Source organism: Glycocaulis alkaliphilus, assembly GCF_004000605.1.
GTDB lineage: Bacteria > Pseudomonadota > Alphaproteobacteria > Caulobacterales > Maricaulaceae > Glycocaulis > Glycocaulis alkaliphilus.
Genome location: NZ_CP018911.1, coordinates 1,535,374 through 1,555,480 on the forward strand (window position 1 = coordinate 1,535,374; position 20,107 = coordinate 1,555,480).

A 20,107-nucleotide genomic window follows, 5' to 3' on the forward strand; every position below is an offset into this window, starting at 1 on the left:
ATGACCTCTGAACACCGCGAGAGCCTGCGCCTCCCATACCAGCCTGACGAGCTGTTTGATCTCGTCAGCGATGTGCGCGCCTATCCCAAATTCATACCACTTATCAGTGCGCTGCGCGTGATACGTGAGAGCGTGGTTGAGGGGGTGGGCGAGCTGGACGCCGAAGCGCGCGTGCAGTTCCGTTTTGTCCGTGAGAGCTTCACCACGCGCGTCCTGTTGGACCGGCCAGCCAGGACCATCAAGGTCTCCTACCTCTCCGGTCCGTTTCATGATCTGGCCAATGAGTGGCGCTTTGCAGAACTGGCAGACGGTTCGACCGAAGTCAGCTTCTGGATCCGCTACCGCTTCCGCAATCCGGTGCTGAACGCCCTGATGGATGCGAGCCGGTCGCGCGCCATCCGCTATCTGATCGAGCGTTTCCGTGAGGAAGCCGCCCGGCGCTACACGCCAGTGGAGTCAGGCACTGACCGCCTCGGACAGGAGGCGTAGGGCTTCCGACGCCGCTGCTTCACGCACACCGTGGCGGTCCAGGTGGGCGAAGAGATGCCGTTCGCTATGCGTTGGCTCTCCGCGCCGGGCGAGGCCGAACCAGACCAGCCCCACCGGCTTTTCATCGCTACCGCCACCCGGTCCGGCAATGCCGGTGATAGCCACGGCGATCTCCGCGTGGGAGTTGAATAGCGCGCCTTCGGCCATGGCGCGCGCTACCTGTTCGCTCACCGCGCCGTGCTGGGCGATCAGGGTGACGGGCACAGCCAGGCTCTCGGCCTTCGCGGCGTTGGAGTAGGTGACAAAGCCGCGCTCCAGCACGGCTGAGCTGCCGGCGATCTCGGTGATGGAGGTGGCGACCAGCCCGCCGGTGCAGCTTTCGGCCGTGGCCAGGGACACACCCTGCCCGGTGGCAAGCTCAACCAGTTCACGGGCCGCATGGGTTAGCAGGGCGGGCAGGGTGCTCATCGCAGAACTCCGGTGAAGGCGGCCTGCGCGGCGATCCCTTCGCCCCGGCCGGTGAAGCCCAGTTTCTCGGTGGTGGTCGCCTTGATGTTCACGCGCGCCAGCGGCAGGCCGGTCAGTTCTGCCACACGCGCCCGCATCGCATCGCGTACCGGCCCGATCTTCGGGCGCTCGCAGATCAGTGTGATGTCGGCGTGAGCGGGGCTTATGCCCGCCTCGCGGGCAAGCTGCATGGCGTGGGTAAGAAACTGCGCACTGTCAGCGCCGCGCCAGCGTTCATCGCTTGGCGGAAAATGCTGGCCTATATCGCCTGCGCCCGCAGCGCCCAGAATCGCGTCCGTCAGGGCGTGCAGGCCCACATCGGCGTCAGAATGGCCTACCAGCGCCAGATCGCAGGGCACGAACACGCCGCACAGATGGACGCCGTCTCCCGCCGTTAGCCGGTGGACATCAAAGCCCGTACCCATGACCGGCAGGCCGGACGGTCCGCCCAGCTGGGTTTCGGCGCGTGCAAAATCGTCCGGGTAGGTCACTTTGAACACCGTCTCATCGCCTTCAACCAGCTTAACCTGAAGTTCCGCTGCGCGGACCAGCGAAATTTCGTCGGGATAATCAGCGCCGCGCGCCTCATCGAACGCCCAGCTCAGCGCGGCGAGATGAAAAGCCTGCGGCGTCTGCACGCGCATCAGCCCGTCGCGCGAAACAGCCTCGACGCCCGCCTCGGTTTCGCGCGCCAGCGCATCGGCGACGGGCAGGGCAGGCGCGGCGCCCGATGTGTCCTCCAGCGCGTGCAGCAAGCGGTCGATGAGCGCCGGGCTCAATCCCGGACGCGCCGCATCGTGAATGAAAACAAGCGGCTGGCTAGCCTTTTCAATGCAAGCTTTTACGGAGCGGGTGCGGCTGGCCCCGCCTTCCACCAGAATGACATCAAGCCCTTCGAGCGCCTGGCGGGCCATTTCGATATGACCTTCGGCTACGGCGATGATGATCTCCCGGCAGAGCGGATGGCTGGCAAACGCTTCCACAGACCATCGCAGCAAGGGCTTGCCCGCAACACGCTCGAATTGCTTGGGCAGGCTGCGGCCAGCCCGCGTGCCGCTTCCTGCGGCAACGATGCATGCACTGAATGGCGTCATCGGGTCTCTTTCGTGCAGCACTCTGGCACCAAAACCGGGCAGAGCGCTGTGCGGCGTCTGGCGGTCCGCGTCCATACACTGTATCTGCACGCCTATGACAAGGGTGTCACATAATGCCGTCGAGGCAGGTTTCAGCGTTGGCGCGGTGCGTGTGGACGTGCCGTGCATTCTCGCGCCGATGTCTGGCGTGACCGACTACGCCATCCGCAAGCAGGCCAAGGCCTTCGGAGCGGGCCTTGTGGTGTCGGAAATGGTGGCGTGTGAAACGCTGGCGCAGGGCCGTGCTGACGTGGTGCGGCGCATGGCGGGCGATGCAGATGTCGCGCCGCGTGTGATCCAGCTGGCCGGGCGTGAAGCGAAATGGATGGATACAGGCGCGCGCATCGCCGCTGACGCGGGTGCTGAAATCATCGACATCAATATGGGCTGCCCGGCGCGCCAGGTGACGCGTGGCCTGTCGGGATCTGCCCTGATGCGTGATCTCGACCATGCGCTGGAGCTGGTCGAGGCGACGGTGAACGCCACCGATGTGCCAGTGACGCTGAAAATGCGCCTCGGCTGGGACCACGACACCATCAACGCGCCGCAGCTTGCACGCCGCGCTCAGGATGCCGGCATCCGCATGGTCACGGTGCATGGCCGCACCCGCCAGCAATTCTATACCGGGACCGCCGACTGGGCGGCGGTGCGGCCCGTGAAGGATGCCGTGTCCATCCCTGTGGTGGTCAATGGAGACATTACCAATGCCGATGAGGCGCGCGCGGCGCTGGCCCAATCTGGCGCGGACGCCGTGATGGTGGGCCGCGCCGCCACCGGGCGCCCCTGGCTGCCCGGTGCCATCGGCCGGGCATTGCTTGAGGGCGGTGATGCGCTCGATCCGCCCATGGCGGACATGATTGGCGCGCTTGTACGGGCCACCGATGACTCAGCAGCCCTTCATGGCGAAATTCTGGGCGTGCGGTGCATGCGCAAGCATTATGCCGGCTTTGTAGACCACCTGTTTGATGATCCGGGCGAGGCGCGAAACTGGCGCAGCGTGCTGTGCAAGGCCGCCAGCGTGAAGGCCGCTATTGCGGGGCTGGAGCGCCTTGCTGGCGAAGCCGGGATACGCAGCGCCGCATGAACCCGTCAGACGCCACGACCGCCCAGGCTGCCGATTTTCTGCCAAGCGCGGTGCTGCTGATCAATGGCGCTGGTATCATCTCTTATGTGAACGACGCCGCCGAAGCGCTGTTTGAACGCTCCGCGCGCCGGATGGCGGGCGAGCCTCTGGATGCGCTGGGACCGTGGGGCAGGGCCGCGCGCGCGGTAGCCAGCCGGGCGATCAGCGAGGGCAGGGCGGTTTTCGCCCATGATGTGCGCGTGGAGTTTCCCGACGGCACACGCCGGGCAGCGATTGATGCCGCGCCTCAGATGGACGGGGCCTGTATCTCCATCCGCCTATGGCCGGAGGCCGGTGCTGTCGCGCGTGGCGACCGGGCAGCGAACGCTGCCGCAGGGTTCGGGCGGATGCTGTCTCACGAGCTGAAAAACCCGATGGCAGGTGCGAGAGGCGCCGCGCAGCTCATCGCGTCGTCGGCAGACCCCGAAACGGCCGAGATGGCTGCGCTCATCATGACGGAGCTGGACCGGGCGCTGCGTATTGCCGACCGCTGGAGCAAGGTTGGCGATATAGCGCCGCACCCGTTTGCGCCGCTGAGCCTCAATGAGGTGGCCAGCGAGGCACTGCGCTCCATGTCGGCGGCCAGCGGCAAGGGGCTGGTGCTGGTCGAGGACTACGACCCGTCACTGCCCGATGCCTTTGGCGATCGTGATCTTGTGCTTCAGGCCGTGCTTAACCTGCTGGTCAATGCCGCCGAGGCTCTGGCGGGCCAGAGCGACGGCACCATCGAGATTTCCACGCGCTACCGCATGGCGCGGCCGGGCGGGGTCGCCCCCGAAGCGCGCCTGCAGATTGATGTGACTGATAATGGGCCCGGCGTTCCTGAAGAGCTGGGCGAGTCGATTTTCTCACCATTTGTGACCGGCAAGCCGGCCGGCGAAGGGCTCGGGCTGGCGCTGGTGTCGAGGGTCGCGGAGCTGCATGGCGGCGGACTGGAATATGAGAGCCGGGCCGGACGTACGGTGTTCCGTATGTATTTACGCGAGGAGGGGACATGACGCAGGACAGCAGCGCCGGGCGGCGTATTCTGGTTCTGGAGGATGACGAGACCTTGCGCCTGGTCATCTCCCGTGCGCTGACACGCGCCGGTTTCGACGTACGTGCGACGGCTTCGCCCTCATCGGCCATTGAGCGGATGGCGCGCCGCGATGCTGACCTTCTGGTCGCGGACGTGCTGCTGGGCGACGAGAACTTCCTCGACCGGCTCGAAGAGCTTCAGCATGTGCGCCCCGACGCGCCCGTACTGGTGATAAGTGCGCAAACGACGGCCGCTACGGCGATCCAGGCGGTCCGGGGCGGCGCGTATGAGTATCTGCCCAAGCCGTTTGATCTGGACGATCTGGTAGATGCCGCCTGCCGGGCTCTCGACACCGGCGAGCGGGCAGGGCAGCAGCGCTCGGGCGCAAACCCGTTTCCCGATCTGGTGGGGCGGTCCCCCGCCATGCAGACGGCTTTCCGTTTGCTGGCAAGGCTGTCGACGGCCAGCGCGCCGGTATTGTTCACAGGGCCGGACGGGTCGGGCAGGGCCAGCGCCGCGCGGACATTGCACCGCGCCTGCAAGCCGGGCGCGCCGCTGATCGAAGCCGGGCCTGACAGGCTGAGGCGTGAGGGGGTTCAGGTTTTCGCCGAGGCGCGCGGTGGCGGCCTGCTGCTGCGCCGTGCCGAACGCTGGGACGATGGTATTCAGGATCTCGTGCTGGAGCAGCTTGGCCAGATGAGTGACACACGCCTTTACGTTACCGCGCTGGCTGATGTGCGCACAATCATGGCGCCCGCCCTGTTCGAGCGCCTGGCAGTGGGCCATGTCGATATGCCGCCCTTGCGCTCGCGCGGCGATGACCGCCTGCGCCTGTTCGAGCACTTTCTCAAAAAACACGGACGCACCGACTTTGCGATTGCGCGCGACGCCGCAGAGTTCATCAACGCCTACCCTTGGCCCGGCGAGGTAGCAGAACTCGAGCGGACCGCTGCGCGCCTTGCCGTTCAGGGTGATCGCGGGACGATGGGGCTGGCGGCACTGCAAGAAGCGCTGACAGCCCCTGTGGCGCCGGGCACCGGCGCAGCGCTGGAAGACGCCGTGCGTGCCTTTGCCGCTGCGCGCCTCAGCGAGCACAGTCATGATGTAGCCAATGATGTTGCAGCGATAGTGGACAAGGCCATGATTGAAACCGTGCTGGCCCATTGTGGCGGGGTGAGGCGGGATGCGGCACGCTACCTCGGACTTAACCGCAATACGCTCGCGCGGCGCCTGACGGCCCTGGGCATGGATTCCGGCGGTGAGGAGTAGTTGCAACACTGGGCGTTGATATTTGGCCACACCCGGTCCAACATGGATGTCGGGGCGATTTACGAATAGGCGCAGACGCTTGCCATCCTGGCTCAAAAACGGCTTTAAATCCTTGCGCATGTCGCTGTTCGCCACCGGGTTTCTGGTGGCAGCTGTGGGTGTGGTCGCCTGCGCGATTCTGGCCGTATCGGAGCAGGGCGCAATCGGCAGCCTGGCCCCGCTTTTCTATACACTGCTATCCATATCAGCCGTCATTATTGCCGGCCTCGCCGGCGCCGTCAGCGTGCGTGCCGCGCGCATTTTCATGGGCCGGCGCTTTGGTGCGCCCGCGCCCCGTCTCCACATGCGGTTCATGGCGCTGTTCGCGCTGGCTGCGGTTGCACCGTCCATTCTGATGGCCCTGCTGCTGGCTCTCGTTTTGGGCCGGGGGGTGGAGTTCTGGTTTGGTGAGCGTGTCACCACGCTGGTTGAGACCATGGCCGAAGTTGGCCGGGCGCAAGCGCCGCTGGAGTTGAATCTGGCCGAGCTTCAGCTGGTCAGCATGGCGGGGGATCTGTCCTATCCCGAAGCCGTCGCGGCGATGAGCGAGAGCCGTATCGAATACACGCAATATCTGCGCAACCAGGCTATCGGGCGTAATTTTGCGTCTGCCTACGTGATCGACAGCCGCTCCACGATTCTGGCCCGCGCGGAGGCGCCAGGCGCGCCACCATTCGTGGCACCGTCACAGCGCATGTATGAGTTTGCGGCCTCGCGCGACATCGGTGTCAGCGACCCGACCCAGCGTGAGGATGCGCCGGCCTATGTTCGGCTACTGGTGAACCTTCCAGCCTATGATGACGCGTATCTTTATGTGGTCTGGTACGTCGATCTGGGGGTGCTGACCGCCGCCGAGGAGGCGACCGCCTCCTACCGTCAGGCCGTGGCGCGTGAAGAGGGGATGCGCCAGGTCTTCATCCTCGTCTATTTCGCCGCTGTGGCACTGATCCTCGTTGGCGCGTTGTGGCTGGCGCTGAGCGCGGCGACGCGGGTGGTAACGCCCGTTGCGCGTCTTGTCGGCGCCGCAGAGCGGGTGCGGCGGGGCGATCTCGACGCGCGCGTCCTGGTCCAGCGTGACGACGACGAGATTGCCGCCCTTGGCCGCGCCTTCAACCGGATGACGCGCCAGCTGCGTAGCCAGCGCCGCGCCCTGCTCGAAGCGAACGCGGAATCGGAAAGCCGGCGCAACTTCATCGAGGCGGTGCTGACCGGGGTCAGTGCCGGTGTGGTGGGTCTCGCCCCTGATAACCGCATCACGCTGGTCAACCGCTCGGCAGAAGCGCTGCTGGATGTGGAGGCAGGCACGCTGACCGGCGAGCAGGTCGACACCGTGCTGGGTGTGTTTGCGCCCATCGTGGAGGAGGCGCGGCGCTCGCGCGCGGTGCTGATCGAGCGGCAGATCGACATTCCAGGCAATGATGGCGCGCTGCTCAATCTGAACGTACGCGCCTCCACCGATGACAAGGGCGAGCTGGTCATCACGTTTGATGACGTGACGCGCCTCGTCGCGGCCCAGCGCAACGCCGCATGGCGCGATGTCGCGCGCCGGATTGCCCACGAGATCAAGAACCCGCTGACCCCGATCCAGCTGTCCGCCGAGCGCATCCGCCGGAAATACCGGGCTGCGATACCCGACGACCAGGCCGAGATATTCGACAAATGTGTCGAGACCATCGTGCGTCAGGTCAGCGATATAGGGCGGATGGTCGACGAGTTCTCTGCGTTCGCGCGGATGCCGACACCCAAGATGGAAGCGGCCGATCTCGTCGGCGTGGTTGAGGGCGCAGTCTTCTCGCAGCGCGTGGCGTCGCCGCGCATCAAGCTGCCGCTGGAACTGCCCGGGCATCCGGTGATCGTGGAGTGCGATAGCCGTCTCACGGCGCAAGCGCTTGCCAATATTCTGAAGAATGCCGGTGAAAGCGTGCTGGCGCGGCTTGATGAAGATGGCGCCAAACAGGGCGGCGAGGTTGCCGTGACCCTGAAGCTTGAAAACGACACCGCCGTGATTGAGGTCGTCGATAACGGGCTTGGCTGGCCGTTTGCGGACCGGGCAAAGCTGACCGAACCCTATATGACGACACGTGAGAAGGGCACAGGCCTTGGCCTGGCCATCGTGAGGCGGGTCATGGAAGACCATGGCGGCCGGCTGGAACTTGAAGAACGCGAAGACGGGGCGCGGGGCGCAGTTGTGCGGCTGGCCTTCCCCTTGCTTGAAATAACGAATGCGGCCAATGAGTCCGCTCTGTCCAGAGAGGCGTAAGGTATGGCACACGACATTCTGGTCGTTGATGATGAAGCCGATATCCGCGAGCTGATCGGCGGCTTGCTTGAGGACGAGGGCTATATGGCCCGCTATGCCGGTGACGCCGACGAGGCTCTGGCGGCGGTGCGCCAGCGCAAGCCCTCGCTGGCCATTCTGGATGTCTGGCTGCAGGGCAGCCGGCTGGACGGGATCGCCCTGCTCGACGAAATCCGCGCTGCCGATCCCGGCCTGCCAGTCATCGTGATCTCCGGGCACGGCACGATCGAGACCGCCGTGGCCGCCATCCGCAAGGGCGCTTACGATTTCATCGAGAAGCCGTTCAAGTCCGACAAGCTGCTGCTGACGGTGGAGCGTGCGCTGGAAGCCAGTCAGCTGCGCCGGGAAGTCGCCGAGCTGCGCGCCCGCACCGAAATGCATAACGAGCTGATCGGAAGATCGACAGCTGCAAACCAGCTTCGCCAGACTATTGATAGGGTTGCGGCCGCAAATTCACGTATTTTGATAAGCGGCCCGGCAGGGTCCGGCAAGGAGCTGATCGCCCGGCTGATCCATGCGCGCTCCCCGCGTGCAGGCGGTAATTTTGTGCCTGTCAGCGCAGCCATGATGAACCCGGACCGGGTTGAGGAAGAGCTTTTCGGAGCCGAACGCGCGGACGGCGGCGTCGAACGCGTCGGCCTACTGGAACAGGCCCATGGCGGGACGCTATTCCTTGATGAAGTCGGCGACATGCCGCTCGCCACGCAAGGCAAGCTGCTGCGCATGCTCGTCGAGCAGCGCTTCCGGCGGCTGGGTGGCGGCGTCGATGTGGAAGTGAATGTGCGTGTGCTGTCCTCCAGCTCGCGCGATCTGCGTTCGCTTATCAGCCAGGGGCGCTTCCGGGAGGATCTCTATCACCGTCTGGCGGTCGTGCCGATTGATGTGCCGCCATTGTCGGACCGGCGCGAGGACATTCCGCTCTTGGTGAGCCACTTCCTGGAGCGTCTGACGGCGATGTCCGGGCTGACGCCGCGCAAGATCGGGCCCGATGCCATGGCAGCGCTGCAGGCGCATAGCTGGCCGGGCAATGTCCGCCAGCTGCGCAACAATGTGGAACGCGTGCTCATTCTGGCAACCGGCGATCCCAATGAAGCCATAACGCTTGATGCGCTTCCTTCAGAGGTGGTGGGACGCGATAGCGGTCCTGGCGGACTGGATACAGAGCGGATGATTGCGCTGCCGCTGCGCGATGCGCGCGAGAATTTCGAACGTGAATACCTCAAGGCACAGATCAGCCGGTTTGGCGGCAATATTTCCAGGACGGCCACCTTTATCGGCATGGAGCGTTCCGCCCTTCACCGGAAGCTGAAGAGCCTCGGTGTGGGCGGCACTGACAGGGCTGGCGACGGTGAAAGTGACGATACATCCGCGGCGGGGAGTGAAGGCTGATGAAAGCCGTCGTCTGCGGAGCAGGGCGGGTAGGGTACGGCATCGCCCGCGAGCTGGCTGCCGAAGGCAATTCGGTGACGGTCGTGGACTGGTCGCAAACGCTCATCGACCGGGTGACAACCGATCTGGATGTGCGCGGTATTGTTGGCCATGGCTCACATCCTGACACGCTTGAACGCGCCGGCATTGCCGATGCTGACCTGCTGGTTGCGGTCACGTACTCCGACGAGACAAACATGGTCGCCTGCCAGGTGGCGCATTCCATCTTCGATACACCGCTGAAGATCGCGCGGGTGCGGGCCCAGAGCTATCTGGCGAAATCCTGGCGCGATCTCTTTGCCCGCGGTGCGCTGCCGATTGATGTGACGATCTCGCCGGAGCTGGAGGTGAGCCGTGCCATCCTGCAGCGTCTGGAGACGCCGGGCGCATCGGCGACGGCGCCTTTCGCCAATAACCGGCTGCAAGTGTTGGGTCTGCGCGTGGATGAAGGCTCCCCTATAGCGGGGACGAACCGGGAGCATCTGCGCGAGCTGTTTCCCGATCTTGGCATGGATGTCGTCGGTGTGCGCCGGGATGATACGGTTTTCATCCCCGAAGAGCGCGACCCGCTAAGTGTCGGCGATGACGCCTATGTCGCCGTCGCGGGGCCGCACGTGCCGCGTGTGCTGGATGTGTTTGGTCATCAGGTGCAGCGCGCGCGCCGCGTGGTGATTATCGGCGCGGGCAATATAGGGGTGTATGTCGCCCGCGCGCTGGAGCGCATGGCGGGGGTGCGTGTCCGCGTCATCGAGGCAGACAAGGCGCAGGCCGAAAAGGCCGCCGACAGTCTTTCGCGCACCGTTGTGCTGCATGGTGACGGCCTTGACCGCCGGCTGCTGCGCGAGGCGGGGGTAGAGGATGCGGAGCTGGCGATCTGCCTGACCAATGACGACAAGGTGAACCTGCTCTCGGCCGTCATGGCCAAGCGTGAGGGTGCGCAGCGTACGCTCTGCCTGGTCAACGAGCCGGGGCTGAAGGATGTACGCACCGAGCTTGGGATAGACATCATGATCGATCCGCGCGGCGTCACCGTGTCCACCATCCTCCAGCACATTCGGCGCGGCCGGATTACCGGCCTGCAGACACTGGCTGACGGTCAGGCCGAGGCGCTGGAGGGCGTGGCACTGGCGACTTCGCCGCTGGTGGGCAAATCTCTGCGGGATCTGGACCTGCCCGAGGATGTTTCGGTTTGCGCGCTTGTGCGCGGCGAGAAGGTCTATTTCCGCCGGGACAATGTGACGATCGAGACCAATGACCGGCTGGTGGTGTTTGCCCTGAAAGCGGCTGTTCCCAAGGTAGAGCAGCTATTCCGGGTCTCCCTGGAATACTTCTGATCCCATGCAGCCCTCTCCCCGCACGATACGCGCCCTGGGCTGGAGTTGGCTCACGATAGGTCTGTTTGCGCTGCCCGTGACACTTTATGCCACCGCCCTGAGCGAAGTGGCGGCCGCGCGCGGGCTGGGGGCCAGCGCGCTGATCGGTATATTTGCTGGTGGCGGCTGTCTGCTGGCCACAGCCGGGCTTGGCCGGCGGGTTCGCGCGCCAGCGGCCTTGCGCCTTCTGGTTATTGGCTGGATTACCGGCCCTCTGGTCGCCGCTCCTTCTTTCGGAGCGGTGTCGGACGGATGGGTGGAGGCAGTGTTCGAGGCGGTGTCAGCCCTGACGACGACGGGTGCGACACTGACCGAGCCGGACGCGATGCCACGCAGCCTGGTCGTCTGGCGCTCCATGCTGCAATGGCTGGGCGGGCTGGCAACGCTCGTACTCGCGGTCACGGTACTGGCGGGGCTGGATGACCGCCGCGCCGGCCTGCGCCGGTCATCGCTGCTGACGATCGAAAGCGGCGACCTGTTCTCCAATCTGGGACGCGCACTTGTCCGGCTGGGTGGGGTGTATACGGGCCTGACAGTGATCGGTTTCGTGATACTGGCCTTCGCTGGCGCGAGCGGGTTCGAGGCATTCAACCTGGCACTGTCAGGCATTTCGACCGGCGGCTACGTGCCGCGCGGCGGCGAGCTGACAGAATGGCTGCCTTGGCCAGCGGTAACAGTGCTTGCGGTCCTTTGCGTGCTAGGGGCGGGGAATATGGCGGTGCTCTACGAGCATGTGTCGCGGGGGCGGGTCACCCGCCGGTTTGGCGATGTGCGCTCCATGCTGATCGTTTCGGTGATCTGCGGCGCGATGCTCGCCCTCGCGTCCGGCCCGGCGACGGGGATTGCCGGATTTTTCGACGCGCTGTTCGCCGTTACAACTACCGGGTACTCTGTGAGCCCTGTGGGCGCGGGCCTGCCCTTGATTGCCCTCTTGACGCTGGCGCTCGCCGGTGGCGCGGCGGTATCGACGTCTGGCGGCATCAAGATGGCGCGGCTCCGGCTTCTGGTGAGGCGGGCAGGGCGCGATATACTGCTGCTGGTCCAGCCCTCTGCGGCCGGTGGATCACGCTTTGCCGGACGCGCGGTCAACGAGGCGGCTCTGGTATCGGTCTGGGCCTATGCGCTGGCCTATCCCGTGGTTCTGGCGCTCGGAGCGCTCGCGCTGGGCCCGTTTGCCGCTGATATGGGGATTGCCTGGTCGGTGGCTGGGGCTGCGCTGACAAATGCCGGGCCGATAGCGGGAGAAGCCTATGGTGAAGTGGGCGCAGGCGGCCTGATAATCGCCTCGATCCTGATGATTCTCGGCCGGATCGAAATTCTGCCGTTTGCGGCGGTTGTGTTCCTTCTGTTTAGCGGAGACTGACGCTTTATGGCCCGCATCGCCTACGTAAACGGCTGCTACCTGCCCATCGATGCGCCGGCCATCCAGATCGAGGACCGCGGTTTCCAGTTCTCCGACGGTGTCTACGAGGTCTGGCTGGTCCGCGACGGCCAGTTTCTTGACCATGCAGGTCATCTGGAGCGCCTGAAACGTTCGCTCGGCGAGCTGCGTATTGATCTGCCGATGAGCGACGCCGCGCTGGATGTCGCCTTGCGTGAGACGCTTCGCCGTAACCGGCTGGGCGATGCGCTGGTCTATCTGCAGGTCACGCGCGGAGCTGCCAGGCGCGATCACGCCTTCCCGCTAAAACCCGTACGCCCTACCATCGTCATTACGGTCCGGCCCGCCCCGCGCGCGCCACTGGCAGCACGCGCCGAAACGGGCATTGGTGTCATCACGGCCAATGACATCCGCTGGAAGCGCTGTGACATCAAAAGCATATCGCTCCTTCCCAATGTTCTGGCCAAACAGGCGGCGCGCGAAGCAGGGGCCTTTGAGGCCTGGCTGATCAATGCAGACGGCGAGGTCACAGAGGGCAGCTCCAGCAATGCATGGATCGTGACGGGCGAGGGGGCACTGGTAACGCGGCCCGCAGGCGATGACATCCTCAACGGTATCACCCGCCAGCGCATTATCCGCATCGCCGCCGCCCAAGGACTGCGGCTGGAAGAGCGTGCCTTCACGGTGGAGGAGGCCTTGAGCGCGCGCGAGGCCTTCATCAGCTCGGCCACCTCCATGGTGATGCCGGTTGTCAGCATTGATGGCAGACCTGTAGCCAATGGCGCGCCGGGTTCGCTTGCCGGGGCGCTCAGGGAATCTTATGAGGCAGGTGAACAAGCCTGACACCCGTGTTCGGCTTACCCCATTGCACCCGCACGCGAGCGCCGCTACCTATGGCGTTCCTTGTGTGTGATGCCCTTTATGTGGGCGGGGAATAGGTGGATTGCCATGTCGAACGATAAAAAACAGAACCTTCAGGACGTGTTTCTCAATACGGTCCGCAAGACCAAGACACCCTTGACGATTTTCCTTGTGAACGGGGTGAAGCTGCAGGGCATTGTCACCTGGTTTGACAATTTCTGCGTGCTCCTGCGCCGCGATGGACAGGTCCAGCTTGTCTACAAGCATGCGATCTCGACCATCATGCCGAGCCAGCCGGTTCAGCTGTTTGACGGTGCCGAAGATGGTGCGGACGGGGACAGCGATTGACCGAAACTGCCCAGGCACCAACCCGCGCACTCATAATCCATCCGCTGCCCCCGGGCGCGGATGACAGCCGGGCCGATGCGCGTCTTGAGGAGGCCTCTGGCCTGGCCATCGCGCTGGGTCTTGAGGCCGCTGACGCCATCATCGAGCCAGTGCGCAAGCTGGAAGCGGGCACGTATTTCGGCAAGGGCAAGCTGGAAACCCTGCATGAGCGCATGCAGGCACTAGAGGTGCAGGCTGTCATCATCGACACGGCCCTGTCGCCCGTCCAGCAGCGCAATCTGGAAAAGCGCTGGCAGGTGAAGGTCATCGACCGCACCGGGCTGATCCTGGAAATTTTCGGTGAACGGGCCCGCACCCGCGAGGGCCGGCTGCAGGTGGAGCTGGCGCGCCTCACTTATGAGCGCTCGCGCCTGGTGCGCACCTGGACCCACCTGGAGCGTCAGCGCGGCGGCCGCGGCTTCCTGGCTGGCCCCGGTGAAACCCAGATTGAGACCGACCGCCGCCTGCTGGCCAGCAAGATGGCCAAGCTGCGCCGCGAACTGGAGCAGGTAAAGCGTACCCGCGCCCTGCACCGCACGCGCCGGCAGGCCGCGCCATGGCCGTCGATTGCGCTGGTCGGTTACACGAATGCGGGCAAGTCCACCCTGTTCAATCGTCTGACCGCGGCTGGCGTGCTGGCCAAGGACATGCCGTTTGCCACGCTGGACCCGACCGTGCGCGGCGTTCGTCTGCCATCCGGGAGGCGCGTGCTCGTGTCCGACACGGTGGGCTTCATCACCGATCTGCCGACCGAGCTCATTGCCGCCTTCCGCGCCACGCTGGAAGAGGTGAGGGAGGCCGACATTCTCGTCCATGTACGCGATCTGTCGGACCCCGACCATGAGGGGCGAAAGGCGGACGTTGAAAGCGTGCTGACCGCACTGGAATGCGGGCCTGCGCATGGTCAGCCCATGATCGAGGCCTGGAACAAGTTTGACCGGCTGGACGCCGAAGCGCGCGATGACGCTGTCTGGGCGGCGCGCATGGCGGCCAGCAAGTCCCGCGCATCGGTACACACGGTGTCAGCCGTGACGGGCGAGGGGGTATCCGCGCTTCTGGAGGCGGTGGATGCCGCCCTGGGCCGGGATGATGAGCGTATCTCGCTCGACCTTGAGCCCGGACAGGCCGAAATCGCTGCCTGGCTGCATGAGCATGGCGAGGTCGTCAGCGACCGGCGCGACGCCAAGACCGGGCAGATCCGGATCGAAGCGCGGCTCGCCGGACCTGATGCAGGCCGGTTCCGGGCGAAGTTCGCAGCCCTGCTGAATGATGAAGCGGACGCGTAAAAGCTAGCGCGCTGCGCGTTCATCCTCTTTCACGCGGCCCCATTCAGCTTCCATCTCGTCGAGGCTGGCCTTGCTGACCGGATTTCCAGCCGCGTCCATACGCGCCTCCACCGCGCGGAAGCGGCGTTCAAACTTGGTGTTGGCGTCACGCAAAGCTTCTTCGGGGTCAACATCAAGTTTCCGCGCCAAATTGGCGCAGACAAACAATAAATCGCCAACTTCTTCCTTGATGTTGGCGGTGTCTTTCGCCGCGATGGCCTCGCGCAGCTCGCGTGCTTCTTCCTCGAACTTGTCGAATACGCGCTCCGCATCGGGCCAGTCAAAGCCGACGCGGGCGGCCCGCTTGGTGAGTTTTAGTGCTCTAACAAGGGCGGGCAGGGCAAGGGGAATGTCGGCAAGGGCGGAACTGTCCGGGTTTCGCGCCGCGCGCTCTTCGGCTTTTTGCGCCTCCCAGGCGATTGTCTGGCCTTGCGCGTCGCGCGTATCACCATCGCCGAACACGTGCGGGTGGCGGCGCTCCATCTTTTCGGCGATGGCGTCAGCGACATCATCAAACGCGAAATGCCCGGCCTCGGACGCCATCTGGCTGTGAAAGACGACCTGAAACAGCAGATCGCCCAGCTCGGACTTCAGATCCGCCATATCGCCGCGCGCGATGGCATCGGCAACTTCGTAGGCTTCTTCGATGGTGTAGGGTGCGATGGACGCGAAATCCTGCTCCACATCCCAGGGGCAGCCGGTTTGCGGATCGCGCAGGCGCGCCATGATGGCGAGGAGGCGGTCCAGAGGGCGGGCGTCGGCGGTCATCTTGCGCGTCTCCATCAGTCCTGTCTTTCATGGGCTGATGTGCGCGAAAAATAAACCTGCGCGGCCTAGCCGATCGCATACATGCGCAGCGGCATCCAGACCGCCATGGCGATCATGATCAGGTTTTCGGTCAGCGAGATGAAGCCCAGCGGTACTCGGCTATCGCCGCCCATGCAGGCGCATTTGAGCTCGCGCCGGTCGATATAAACCGCCTTGAAGACCGAAATGGCCCCAATGGTACCGATGAAGAGCGCAACAGGCGAGGAGAGCCAGATCAGCGAACCGGCCAGCATGAGAACGCCCGCACCAGCCTCGGCAAACGGATAGATGCGCCCATAGGGCACCCAGCGTTGCGCCAGCAGGTCGTAATTGAGAAACATCGTCGAGAAGGACTCGATATTGGTCAGCTTCTGCAGGCCGAGCAGCACCATGGCGATGGCAATGAAATACTCCACCGTATGGAGGTGGAGGAGGGGGCCGCCCGCCTGCCACGCGACGGCCAGCGCCAGCAGGGCGGCCACCGAGAACAGGGCGATGACGGGCGTGTAGCTGGTGCCTTTGCCGGTGGAGAGACCCAAATGCTCCCGCAGCGCCTCATATCCGCCAATGCGCTTTCCATCGATGAAGGTCTGCGGGGTGGTCTTCACGCCGTGCTCCGCCTTGAAGGCGTCGGTTTCCTCGCGGCTGGTGAGCAAATGGTCCTCTACCGTGAAGCCCTTGCTGCGCAGGAGGTGGCGGCTTTTTAGCCCGTAGGGGCAGGTATGATCCGGCATATCCATGCGGTAGAGAACGGCCGTTTTTCCAGTCATCACAGTGTCCTTTCCGTGAAGGGCGGATTGGCGCGCACCCTCGACCTTACCATCATGGGAAGGTCAACGCGAAAGGCGAGGCAGGTTCAGATCCAGCGGCGCACGCGGGCGCAATAGGCAGTAAACGTATTACCGAACAGGGTCTGCAGCGCGCGTTCTTCGGGCTGTATCTGGAAGTGGTTGATATAAGCGACGAAGAAAGCAATGCCCACCAGCCCGCCTGGATGACCCAGAATGAGTGTCCAGCCGAGCAGCATGACCGCCATGCCCAGATACATGGGATTGCGGGTGCGCGTGTAAACGCCGTTCACAACAAGCGAAGTGGCCGCGCCGGGATCGATAGGGCTGAGCGTTGTACGCGCTTTCTGGAAGGCAAGAATGCCGGCTGCGGCTGTTGCCACGCCCAATGCCGCGACGAGCAAGCCAAGCGCTGCCTGACCGGGAAAGCTCATGCCCAGGCCCGGCGTCAAGGCCGTGAGGCCCCAGCCCAGCGTGCCTGAAACCAGCACGACAAGAGGGGGCGGAATTCGGGTTTCAAGCCATCTCATTGCGGGTACGCCTTTTCGTGCGGTGAGCCGTGGGAGAGGGCAGCTCGGCACGGTCTCGCTCTACGGCGCCAGTCTAGGCAAGGTTGAAACTTTAGCTAGAGTGCGAACACAATGGTATCGCTCGCTCACCATCCGTCGTCCCGACGGCCGGCCCGGCCGCGATGGCGGGCGCGTACGAAAATGGCGGCCGTGCTGGCTGCCTTGGCCCTGCACGTGGTTCTGATGGCCGGGCTTGCTGGTGTGTGGCACAGCTCCACGCTGGAGACGATGCCTGCTCCGCAGATTGTCTTGTTGAGTCTGGTTTCGCCGCCTGCGGAGCCGGAATCCGTGCTCATCCCAGCCCCGGAAGCCATGCCTGAGCCGGTGCCCGAGGTCGAGGCGGACTCTGTCCAGGCGCGACCGGCCCCGGTTCCGGCTGCCCCAGCGGGGGCGGAGGATGTGGCGGAGCCGGCGGACATTCTCACGGCTGATGGGGGGCAGGCGGGCTTTGCGCCCGATGCGCCGCGCCAGGGGGCCGCCGCGCGCAGCGTGGCGTGCGCAGTGGCCTCGGGCCAGCTGCGAGAGGCGATGGGGTGCGATGGCACCCGTGATGGTGCGTTTGAGAGTTTCACGGCGCACGCCGACGCCGATACCGTTGCCCGGATTGATCGGGCCTTCGCGATGACACCGGATGATCCGGGGCCGAGGACCCCGACAGCAAACCTCGCCCCGATGGCGTTACCGGGTCAAACCTTCAGCCAGCATTCCCATTATGTGAGTGGCGCACATTCGGCATTTGGCCGGTTGCCGGTTTCCGAAAGAAACCGTGATCCGGGGTTCGGGGACTAGGGTCAGGCCCGGAGGCTGGCTGCTTTGTAAGCGCCTGATCCTCTCATGCATGTTTGTCGCAAAGGAGGAACTCTCTCAATATGGTGCGTGCGCTGTGGCGGGCGAGGTGCCATTCTGTTGCCGTCGTTGAAATGCCAACTGAGTATCACGCCGGTGGCCCAGCCCCCTGATCCCGGGCCGCGACTCGCCGCTTCTGGTTTCAAGCCGCCGCAGCGGCCTGAACAGAAGGGCGTCAGCGTTACTTCCTCGTACCGCTGACGCCCTGTCTGGGACCCTAGAAGCGCACGTTCATGGACACCCACAAACGGCGCGGTTCCTGCAAGTTGGCGTACTCGCTGGCATAGGCCGTGGAGCCATTGGCCGCGACATAGGGCAGATAGCTCACAAAGTCCTGATCGAACAGATTATAGACCGTTGCATTGAGTGTTACCTGCTCGTTGACATGCCAGGCACCGCCCGCATGGGCTACGGTGTAGGCAGAGAAGCTGCCCAGCTGGTCCTGGACGATGCCGGACCCCCGATAGCGCTCCGAACGGTACTCGCCGCGCAGCCAGAAGTTCAGTGCGTCGCTGAAGCGCCAGTCGATACGGCCGTTGAGCATGTGGTCGGGCGTGTTGACCAGGGGCTCTCCAGCATTGGCGCCGCTCTTTTGTTCGCTATCGGTCCAGGTGTAATTGCCAGACGCCCTCACGGTGTCGGTAACATCCCAGCGGGCGTAGAGTTCGATGCCGCGTGTCTCGGCCTCGTCAATATTCACGTTCTGGGAAAACTCCGCCACCACCGGCCAGTATCCCACATCCGTGCAGCCTGACGGATTGGCGGGGAGGGCGGCATATTCCGCCTCGGTCAGCCCGAAGCTGCAATTGGCCAGCGGCGTACCCGATGCGATCTTGTTGTCGAACAGATTGTAAAAGACGGTCGCATTGACCTGCAGGTTTGACCGGTTGTCGAAATAGATTCCAGCTTCATAGGTGGTGGACGTTTCCGGCTGCAGGGTCGGCGTGCCGAGGGTCGGCCGCGTGCCCTGTGCGGTGAACCCGACAATGCCTTCTGCGATCTGGTCGAGGCGCGGCGTCTTGAAGCCGCGGCTGACCCCGCCGCGCAGCGTGACCATGTCGGTGGCGTTCCAAACCAGATAGGCGCGCGGGCTGAAATGGTCGCCGAAAACATTGTGGTTGTCATGGCGTGCGCCGACAGTCAGGCGCAGCGTATCCATGATGCGCCACTCATTCTCGCCAAATACGGCCCATTGCTCATGCGTGAACGGCTCAGGGGCTACCCCGTCCACCATTTCTGCATCCCAGTACTGACCGCCGATGGTGAGGGTATGCGCGCCAAACGCCCGGCTATAGCGGGTATTGAAGATCGTGTTGGTCGCTTCAAGATCGCGGGGATCGCCCTGGCGGCGGGACGTGCCGGGCACATCGTCGGGGAGTACCCGGCCGATCGTCTCGGTCACGTTACGGGTGATATCGCTGTCGAGTGTGCCGCCGAGCAGATTCCAGGTGTGAGCCAGGACAATCTGGTCGCGGTTGAATTCCTGGGTCGGGCCGTATCCCTGCACGCCCAGCGTTCCGAGCTGGCCGGTCGAGTTATCATATTCCTGACGGGTAAGATCATAGTCCAGCCACAGGCGATGGTCAGGATGCGGGGTCAGGTTCAAACGCCCGCCAAGCGACCAGATCTCCGCCTCGACCGGGCTTGGTCCGCGCTGGGATACGCCGAGCGGATTGCCATTCACGTCGGTGTAGGTGAGGTCAGCCGCTTCGCGATGATAATAGCGGCCGCGCAAGGCAAAGCTGAGCAGGCCGGGCCGGATTGCACCGTCGACATACCCGCTGGCCGAATAGGTGTTGCCGTATTCGTCGTCGCCTTGCAGCGTGGTGTCTACGGTGATCTCGCCCTGCAAGCCATCGCGCGGTTCGCGGGTGATGATATTGATCACGCCGCCCATGGCGTCGGAGCCGTACAATGTGGACATCGGGCCGCGCACAACCTCGATACGTTCAATGGCCGATACGGGCGGAATGAAGCTTGATCCAGTTTCACCGAAGCCATTCGGCGTGACATTGCCGGCCGGGTTCTGGCGGCGGCCATCGACCAGCACCAGCGAGTAGTCGGAGGGCATGCCCCGCACCGAGATGGACACGCCGCCAGTCTTGCCTTGTGAATTGCTGACATCAATGCCCTGAACGGTGGACAGCGCTTCGGCCAGCGACGATGTGCGCTGCTGCTCAAGCTCGACGCGCGGTATGAGCGTCACACTGGCAGGCGCATGTTCCAGAAACTGCTGGAAGCCGGAAGCTGTGACCACGATACGGTCAATCTCGTCGGCCGCATGAGGCTGGCCATCCCCGTCATTCTCCAGCTCATAGGCAAGGCCCGCGCCTGTTAGCCCCAACGCGCCCGCCAGAATGGTTCCCGTCAAAAGTACCGTTCGCATTGTCCCGTCCCTCATTTGCGATTGCGAATAACTTGCACCCGATAACGCCCGAGAGGAGGTGATGCAAATGCGAATTGTT

Annotated in this window: 18 protein-coding genes; 12 read left to right on the top strand and 6 right to left on the bottom strand. The window is 64.3% G+C overall.

What is annotated here, in order from left to right:
* On the top strand, positions 1-489 hold the full coding sequence (locus tag X907_RS07345) for a type II toxin-antitoxin system RatA family toxin (RefSeq protein WP_127566710.1): 489 nt from the start codon (positions 1-3) through the stop codon (positions 487-489).
* Here the strand turns inward: X907_RS07345 and X907_RS07350 are convergent.
* Positions 457-957, bottom strand: coding sequence for a CinA family protein (locus X907_RS07350; protein WP_127566712.1), 501 nt, complete (start codon positions 955-957; stop codon positions 457-459). The two genes, X907_RS07345 and X907_RS07350, sit on opposite strands and share 33 nt — an antisense overlap.
* Complete coding sequence (locus X907_RS07355) at positions 954-2,090, bottom strand: bifunctional 2-C-methyl-D-erythritol 4-phosphate cytidylyltransferase/2-C-methyl-D-erythritol 2,4-cyclodiphosphate synthase (RefSeq protein WP_127566714.1); 1,137 nt, start codon at positions 2,088-2,090, stop codon at positions 954-956. The genes X907_RS07350 and X907_RS07355 overlap by 4 nt, the downstream gene beginning before the upstream one ends.
* Positions 2,091-2,184: 94 nt before the next feature.
* Here X907_RS07355 and dusB point away from each other — a divergent pair, with 94 nt between their 5' ends.
* From dusB to hflX, 10 genes are all read left to right on the top strand, one after another.
* Positions 2,185-3,213 (top strand): tRNA dihydrouridine synthase DusB, encoded by a 1,029-nt coding sequence (gene dusB, locus X907_RS07360; protein WP_127566716.1) that lies wholly within the window; start codon positions 2,185-2,187, stop codon positions 3,211-3,213.
* Positions 3,210-4,250: a two-component system sensor histidine kinase NtrB gene (locus X907_RS07365; protein ID WP_127566718.1), complete on the top strand. Its 1,041-nt coding sequence runs from the start codon at positions 3,210-3,212 to the stop codon at positions 4,248-4,250. The genes dusB and X907_RS07365 overlap by 4 nt, the downstream gene beginning before the upstream one ends.
* Entirely contained in the window at positions 4,247-5,539 is a 1,293-nt protein-coding gene (locus X907_RS07370; protein WP_127566720.1) for a response regulator, read from the top strand. Before X907_RS07365 ends, X907_RS07370 begins: the two co-directional genes overlap by 4 nt.
* A 118-nt stretch (positions 5,540-5,657) precedes the next feature.
* Positions 5,658-7,838 (top strand): sensor histidine kinase, encoded by a 2,181-nt coding sequence (locus X907_RS07375; protein WP_233352229.1) that lies wholly within the window; start codon positions 5,658-5,660, stop codon positions 7,836-7,838.
* A 3-nt stretch (positions 7,839-7,841) separates the two neighbouring features.
* On the top strand, positions 7,842-9,266 hold the full coding sequence (ntrX, locus tag X907_RS07380; protein WP_127566724.1) for a nitrogen assimilation response regulator NtrX: 1,425 nt from the start codon (positions 7,842-7,844) through the stop codon (positions 9,264-9,266).
* On the top strand, positions 9,266-10,639 hold the full coding sequence (trkA, locus tag X907_RS07385; RefSeq protein ID WP_127566726.1) for a Trk system potassium transporter TrkA: 1,374 nt from the start codon (positions 9,266-9,268) through the stop codon (positions 10,637-10,639). The genes ntrX and trkA overlap by 1 nt, the downstream gene beginning before the upstream one ends.
* A gap of 4 nt (positions 10,640-10,643) precedes the next feature.
* A complete protein-coding gene (locus tag X907_RS07390; RefSeq protein ID WP_127566728.1) occupies positions 10,644-12,041 on the top strand; it encodes a potassium transporter TrkG in 1,398 nt (465 codons plus the stop codon).
* A gap of 6 nt (positions 12,042-12,047) precedes the next feature.
* A complete protein-coding gene (locus X907_RS07395) occupies positions 12,048-12,902 on the top strand; it encodes a D-amino-acid transaminase (RefSeq protein ID WP_127566730.1) in 855 nt (284 codons plus the stop codon).
* 105 nt (positions 12,903-13,007) lie between these two features.
* Positions 13,008-13,268: an RNA chaperone Hfq gene (gene hfq, locus X907_RS07400; RefSeq protein ID WP_127566732.1), complete on the top strand. Its 261-nt coding sequence runs from the start codon at positions 13,008-13,010 to the stop codon at positions 13,266-13,268.
* A complete protein-coding gene (gene hflX, locus X907_RS07405) occupies positions 13,265-14,593 on the top strand; it encodes a GTPase HflX (RefSeq protein ID WP_127566734.1) in 1,329 nt (442 codons plus the stop codon). Before hfq ends, hflX begins: the two co-directional genes overlap by 4 nt.
* 3 nt (positions 14,594-14,596) lie before the next feature.
* Here the strand turns inward: hflX and mazG are convergent, their stop codons facing one another.
* The 3 genes from mazG to X907_RS07420 all read right to left on the bottom strand — a co-directional run bounded on the left by mazG (position 14,597) and on the right by X907_RS07420 (position 16,757).
* Positions 14,597-15,400 (bottom strand): nucleoside triphosphate pyrophosphohydrolase, encoded by an 804-nt coding sequence (mazG, locus tag X907_RS07410; RefSeq protein WP_127566736.1) that lies wholly within the window; start codon positions 15,398-15,400, stop codon positions 14,597-14,599.
* Between the two features lie 65 nt (positions 15,401-15,465).
* Positions 15,466-16,209: a glutaredoxin family protein gene (locus X907_RS07415; protein WP_170175492.1), complete on the bottom strand. Its 744-nt coding sequence runs from the start codon at positions 16,207-16,209 to the stop codon at positions 15,466-15,468.
* An 86-nt stretch (positions 16,210-16,295) separates the two neighbouring features.
* Positions 16,296-16,757, bottom strand: coding sequence for a methyltransferase family protein (locus X907_RS07420; protein WP_127566738.1), 462 nt, complete (start codon positions 16,755-16,757; stop codon positions 16,296-16,298).
* 180 nt (positions 16,758-16,937) lie between these two features.
* Between X907_RS07420 and X907_RS07425 the strand changes: the two genes are divergently transcribed.
* Positions 16,938-17,585 (top strand): hypothetical protein, encoded by a 648-nt coding sequence (locus X907_RS07425; RefSeq protein ID WP_127566740.1) that lies wholly within the window; start codon positions 16,938-16,940, stop codon positions 17,583-17,585.
* A 274-nt stretch (positions 17,586-17,859) separates the two neighbouring features.
* On the opposite strand, the gene X907_RS07430 is transcribed toward X907_RS07425, so the two are convergent.
* Entirely contained in the window at positions 17,860-20,028 is a 2,169-nt protein-coding gene (locus X907_RS07430; protein WP_233352231.1) for a TonB-dependent receptor domain-containing protein, read from the bottom strand.
* Between the last annotated feature and the right edge of the window lie 79 nt (positions 20,029-20,107).

Excerpts from the sequence above, each read along its gene's own strand:
- X907_RS07375 (WP_233352229.1), top strand. The coding sequence starts at position 5,658 with ATGTCGCTGTTCGCCACCGGGTTTCTGGTGGCAGCTGTGGGTGTGGTC.
- X907_RS07345 (WP_127566710.1), top strand. The coding sequence starts at position 1 with ATGACCTCTGAACACCGCGAGAGCCTGCGCCTCCCATACCAGCCTGAC.
- X907_RS07395 (WP_127566730.1), top strand. The coding sequence starts at position 12,048 with ATGGCCCGCATCGCCTACGTAAACGGCTGCTACCTGCCCATCGATGCG.
- X907_RS07370 (WP_127566720.1), top strand. The coding sequence starts at position 4,247 with ATGACGCAGGACAGCAGCGCCGGGCGGCGTATTCTGGTTCTGGAGGAT.
- X907_RS07420 (WP_127566738.1), bottom strand. The coding sequence starts at position 16,757 with ATGAGATGGCTTGAAACCCGAATTCCGCCCCCTCTTGTCGTGCTGGTT.
- X907_RS07355 (WP_127566714.1), bottom strand. The coding sequence starts at position 2,090 with ATGACGCCATTCAGTGCATGCATCGTTGCCGCAGGAAGCGGCACGCGG.
- hfq (WP_127566732.1), top strand. The coding sequence starts at position 13,008 with ATGTCGAACGATAAAAAACAGAACCTTCAGGACGTGTTTCTCAATACG.
- X907_RS07350 (WP_127566712.1), bottom strand. The coding sequence starts at position 957 with ATGAGCACCCTGCCCGCCCTGCTAACCCATGCGGCCCGTGAACTGGTT.
- X907_RS07365 (WP_127566718.1), top strand. The coding sequence starts at position 3,210 with ATGAACCCGTCAGACGCCACGACCGCCCAGGCTGCCGATTTTCTGCCA.
- mazG (WP_127566736.1), bottom strand. The coding sequence starts at position 15,400 with ATGACCGCCGACGCCCGCCCTCTGGACCGCCTCCTCGCCATCATGGCG.
- X907_RS07425 (WP_127566740.1), top strand. The coding sequence starts at position 16,938 with ATGGCGGCCGTGCTGGCTGCCTTGGCCCTGCACGTGGTTCTGATGGCC.
- X907_RS07390 (WP_127566728.1), top strand. The coding sequence starts at position 10,644 with ATGCAGCCCTCTCCCCGCACGATACGCGCCCTGGGCTGGAGTTGGCTC.
- X907_RS07430 (WP_233352231.1), bottom strand. The coding sequence starts at position 20,028 with ATGCGAACGGTACTTTTGACGGGAACCATTCTGGCGGGCGCGTTGGGG.
- trkA (WP_127566726.1), top strand. The coding sequence starts at position 9,266 with ATGAAAGCCGTCGTCTGCGGAGCAGGGCGGGTAGGGTACGGCATCGCC.
- X907_RS07415 (WP_170175492.1), bottom strand. The coding sequence starts at position 16,209 with ATGACTGGAAAAACGGCCGTTCTCTACCGCATGGATATGCCGGATCAT.
- dusB (WP_127566716.1), top strand. The coding sequence starts at position 2,185 with ATGACAAGGGTGTCACATAATGCCGTCGAGGCAGGTTTCAGCGTTGGC.
- ntrX (WP_127566724.1), top strand. The coding sequence starts at position 7,842 with ATGGCACACGACATTCTGGTCGTTGATGATGAAGCCGATATCCGCGAG.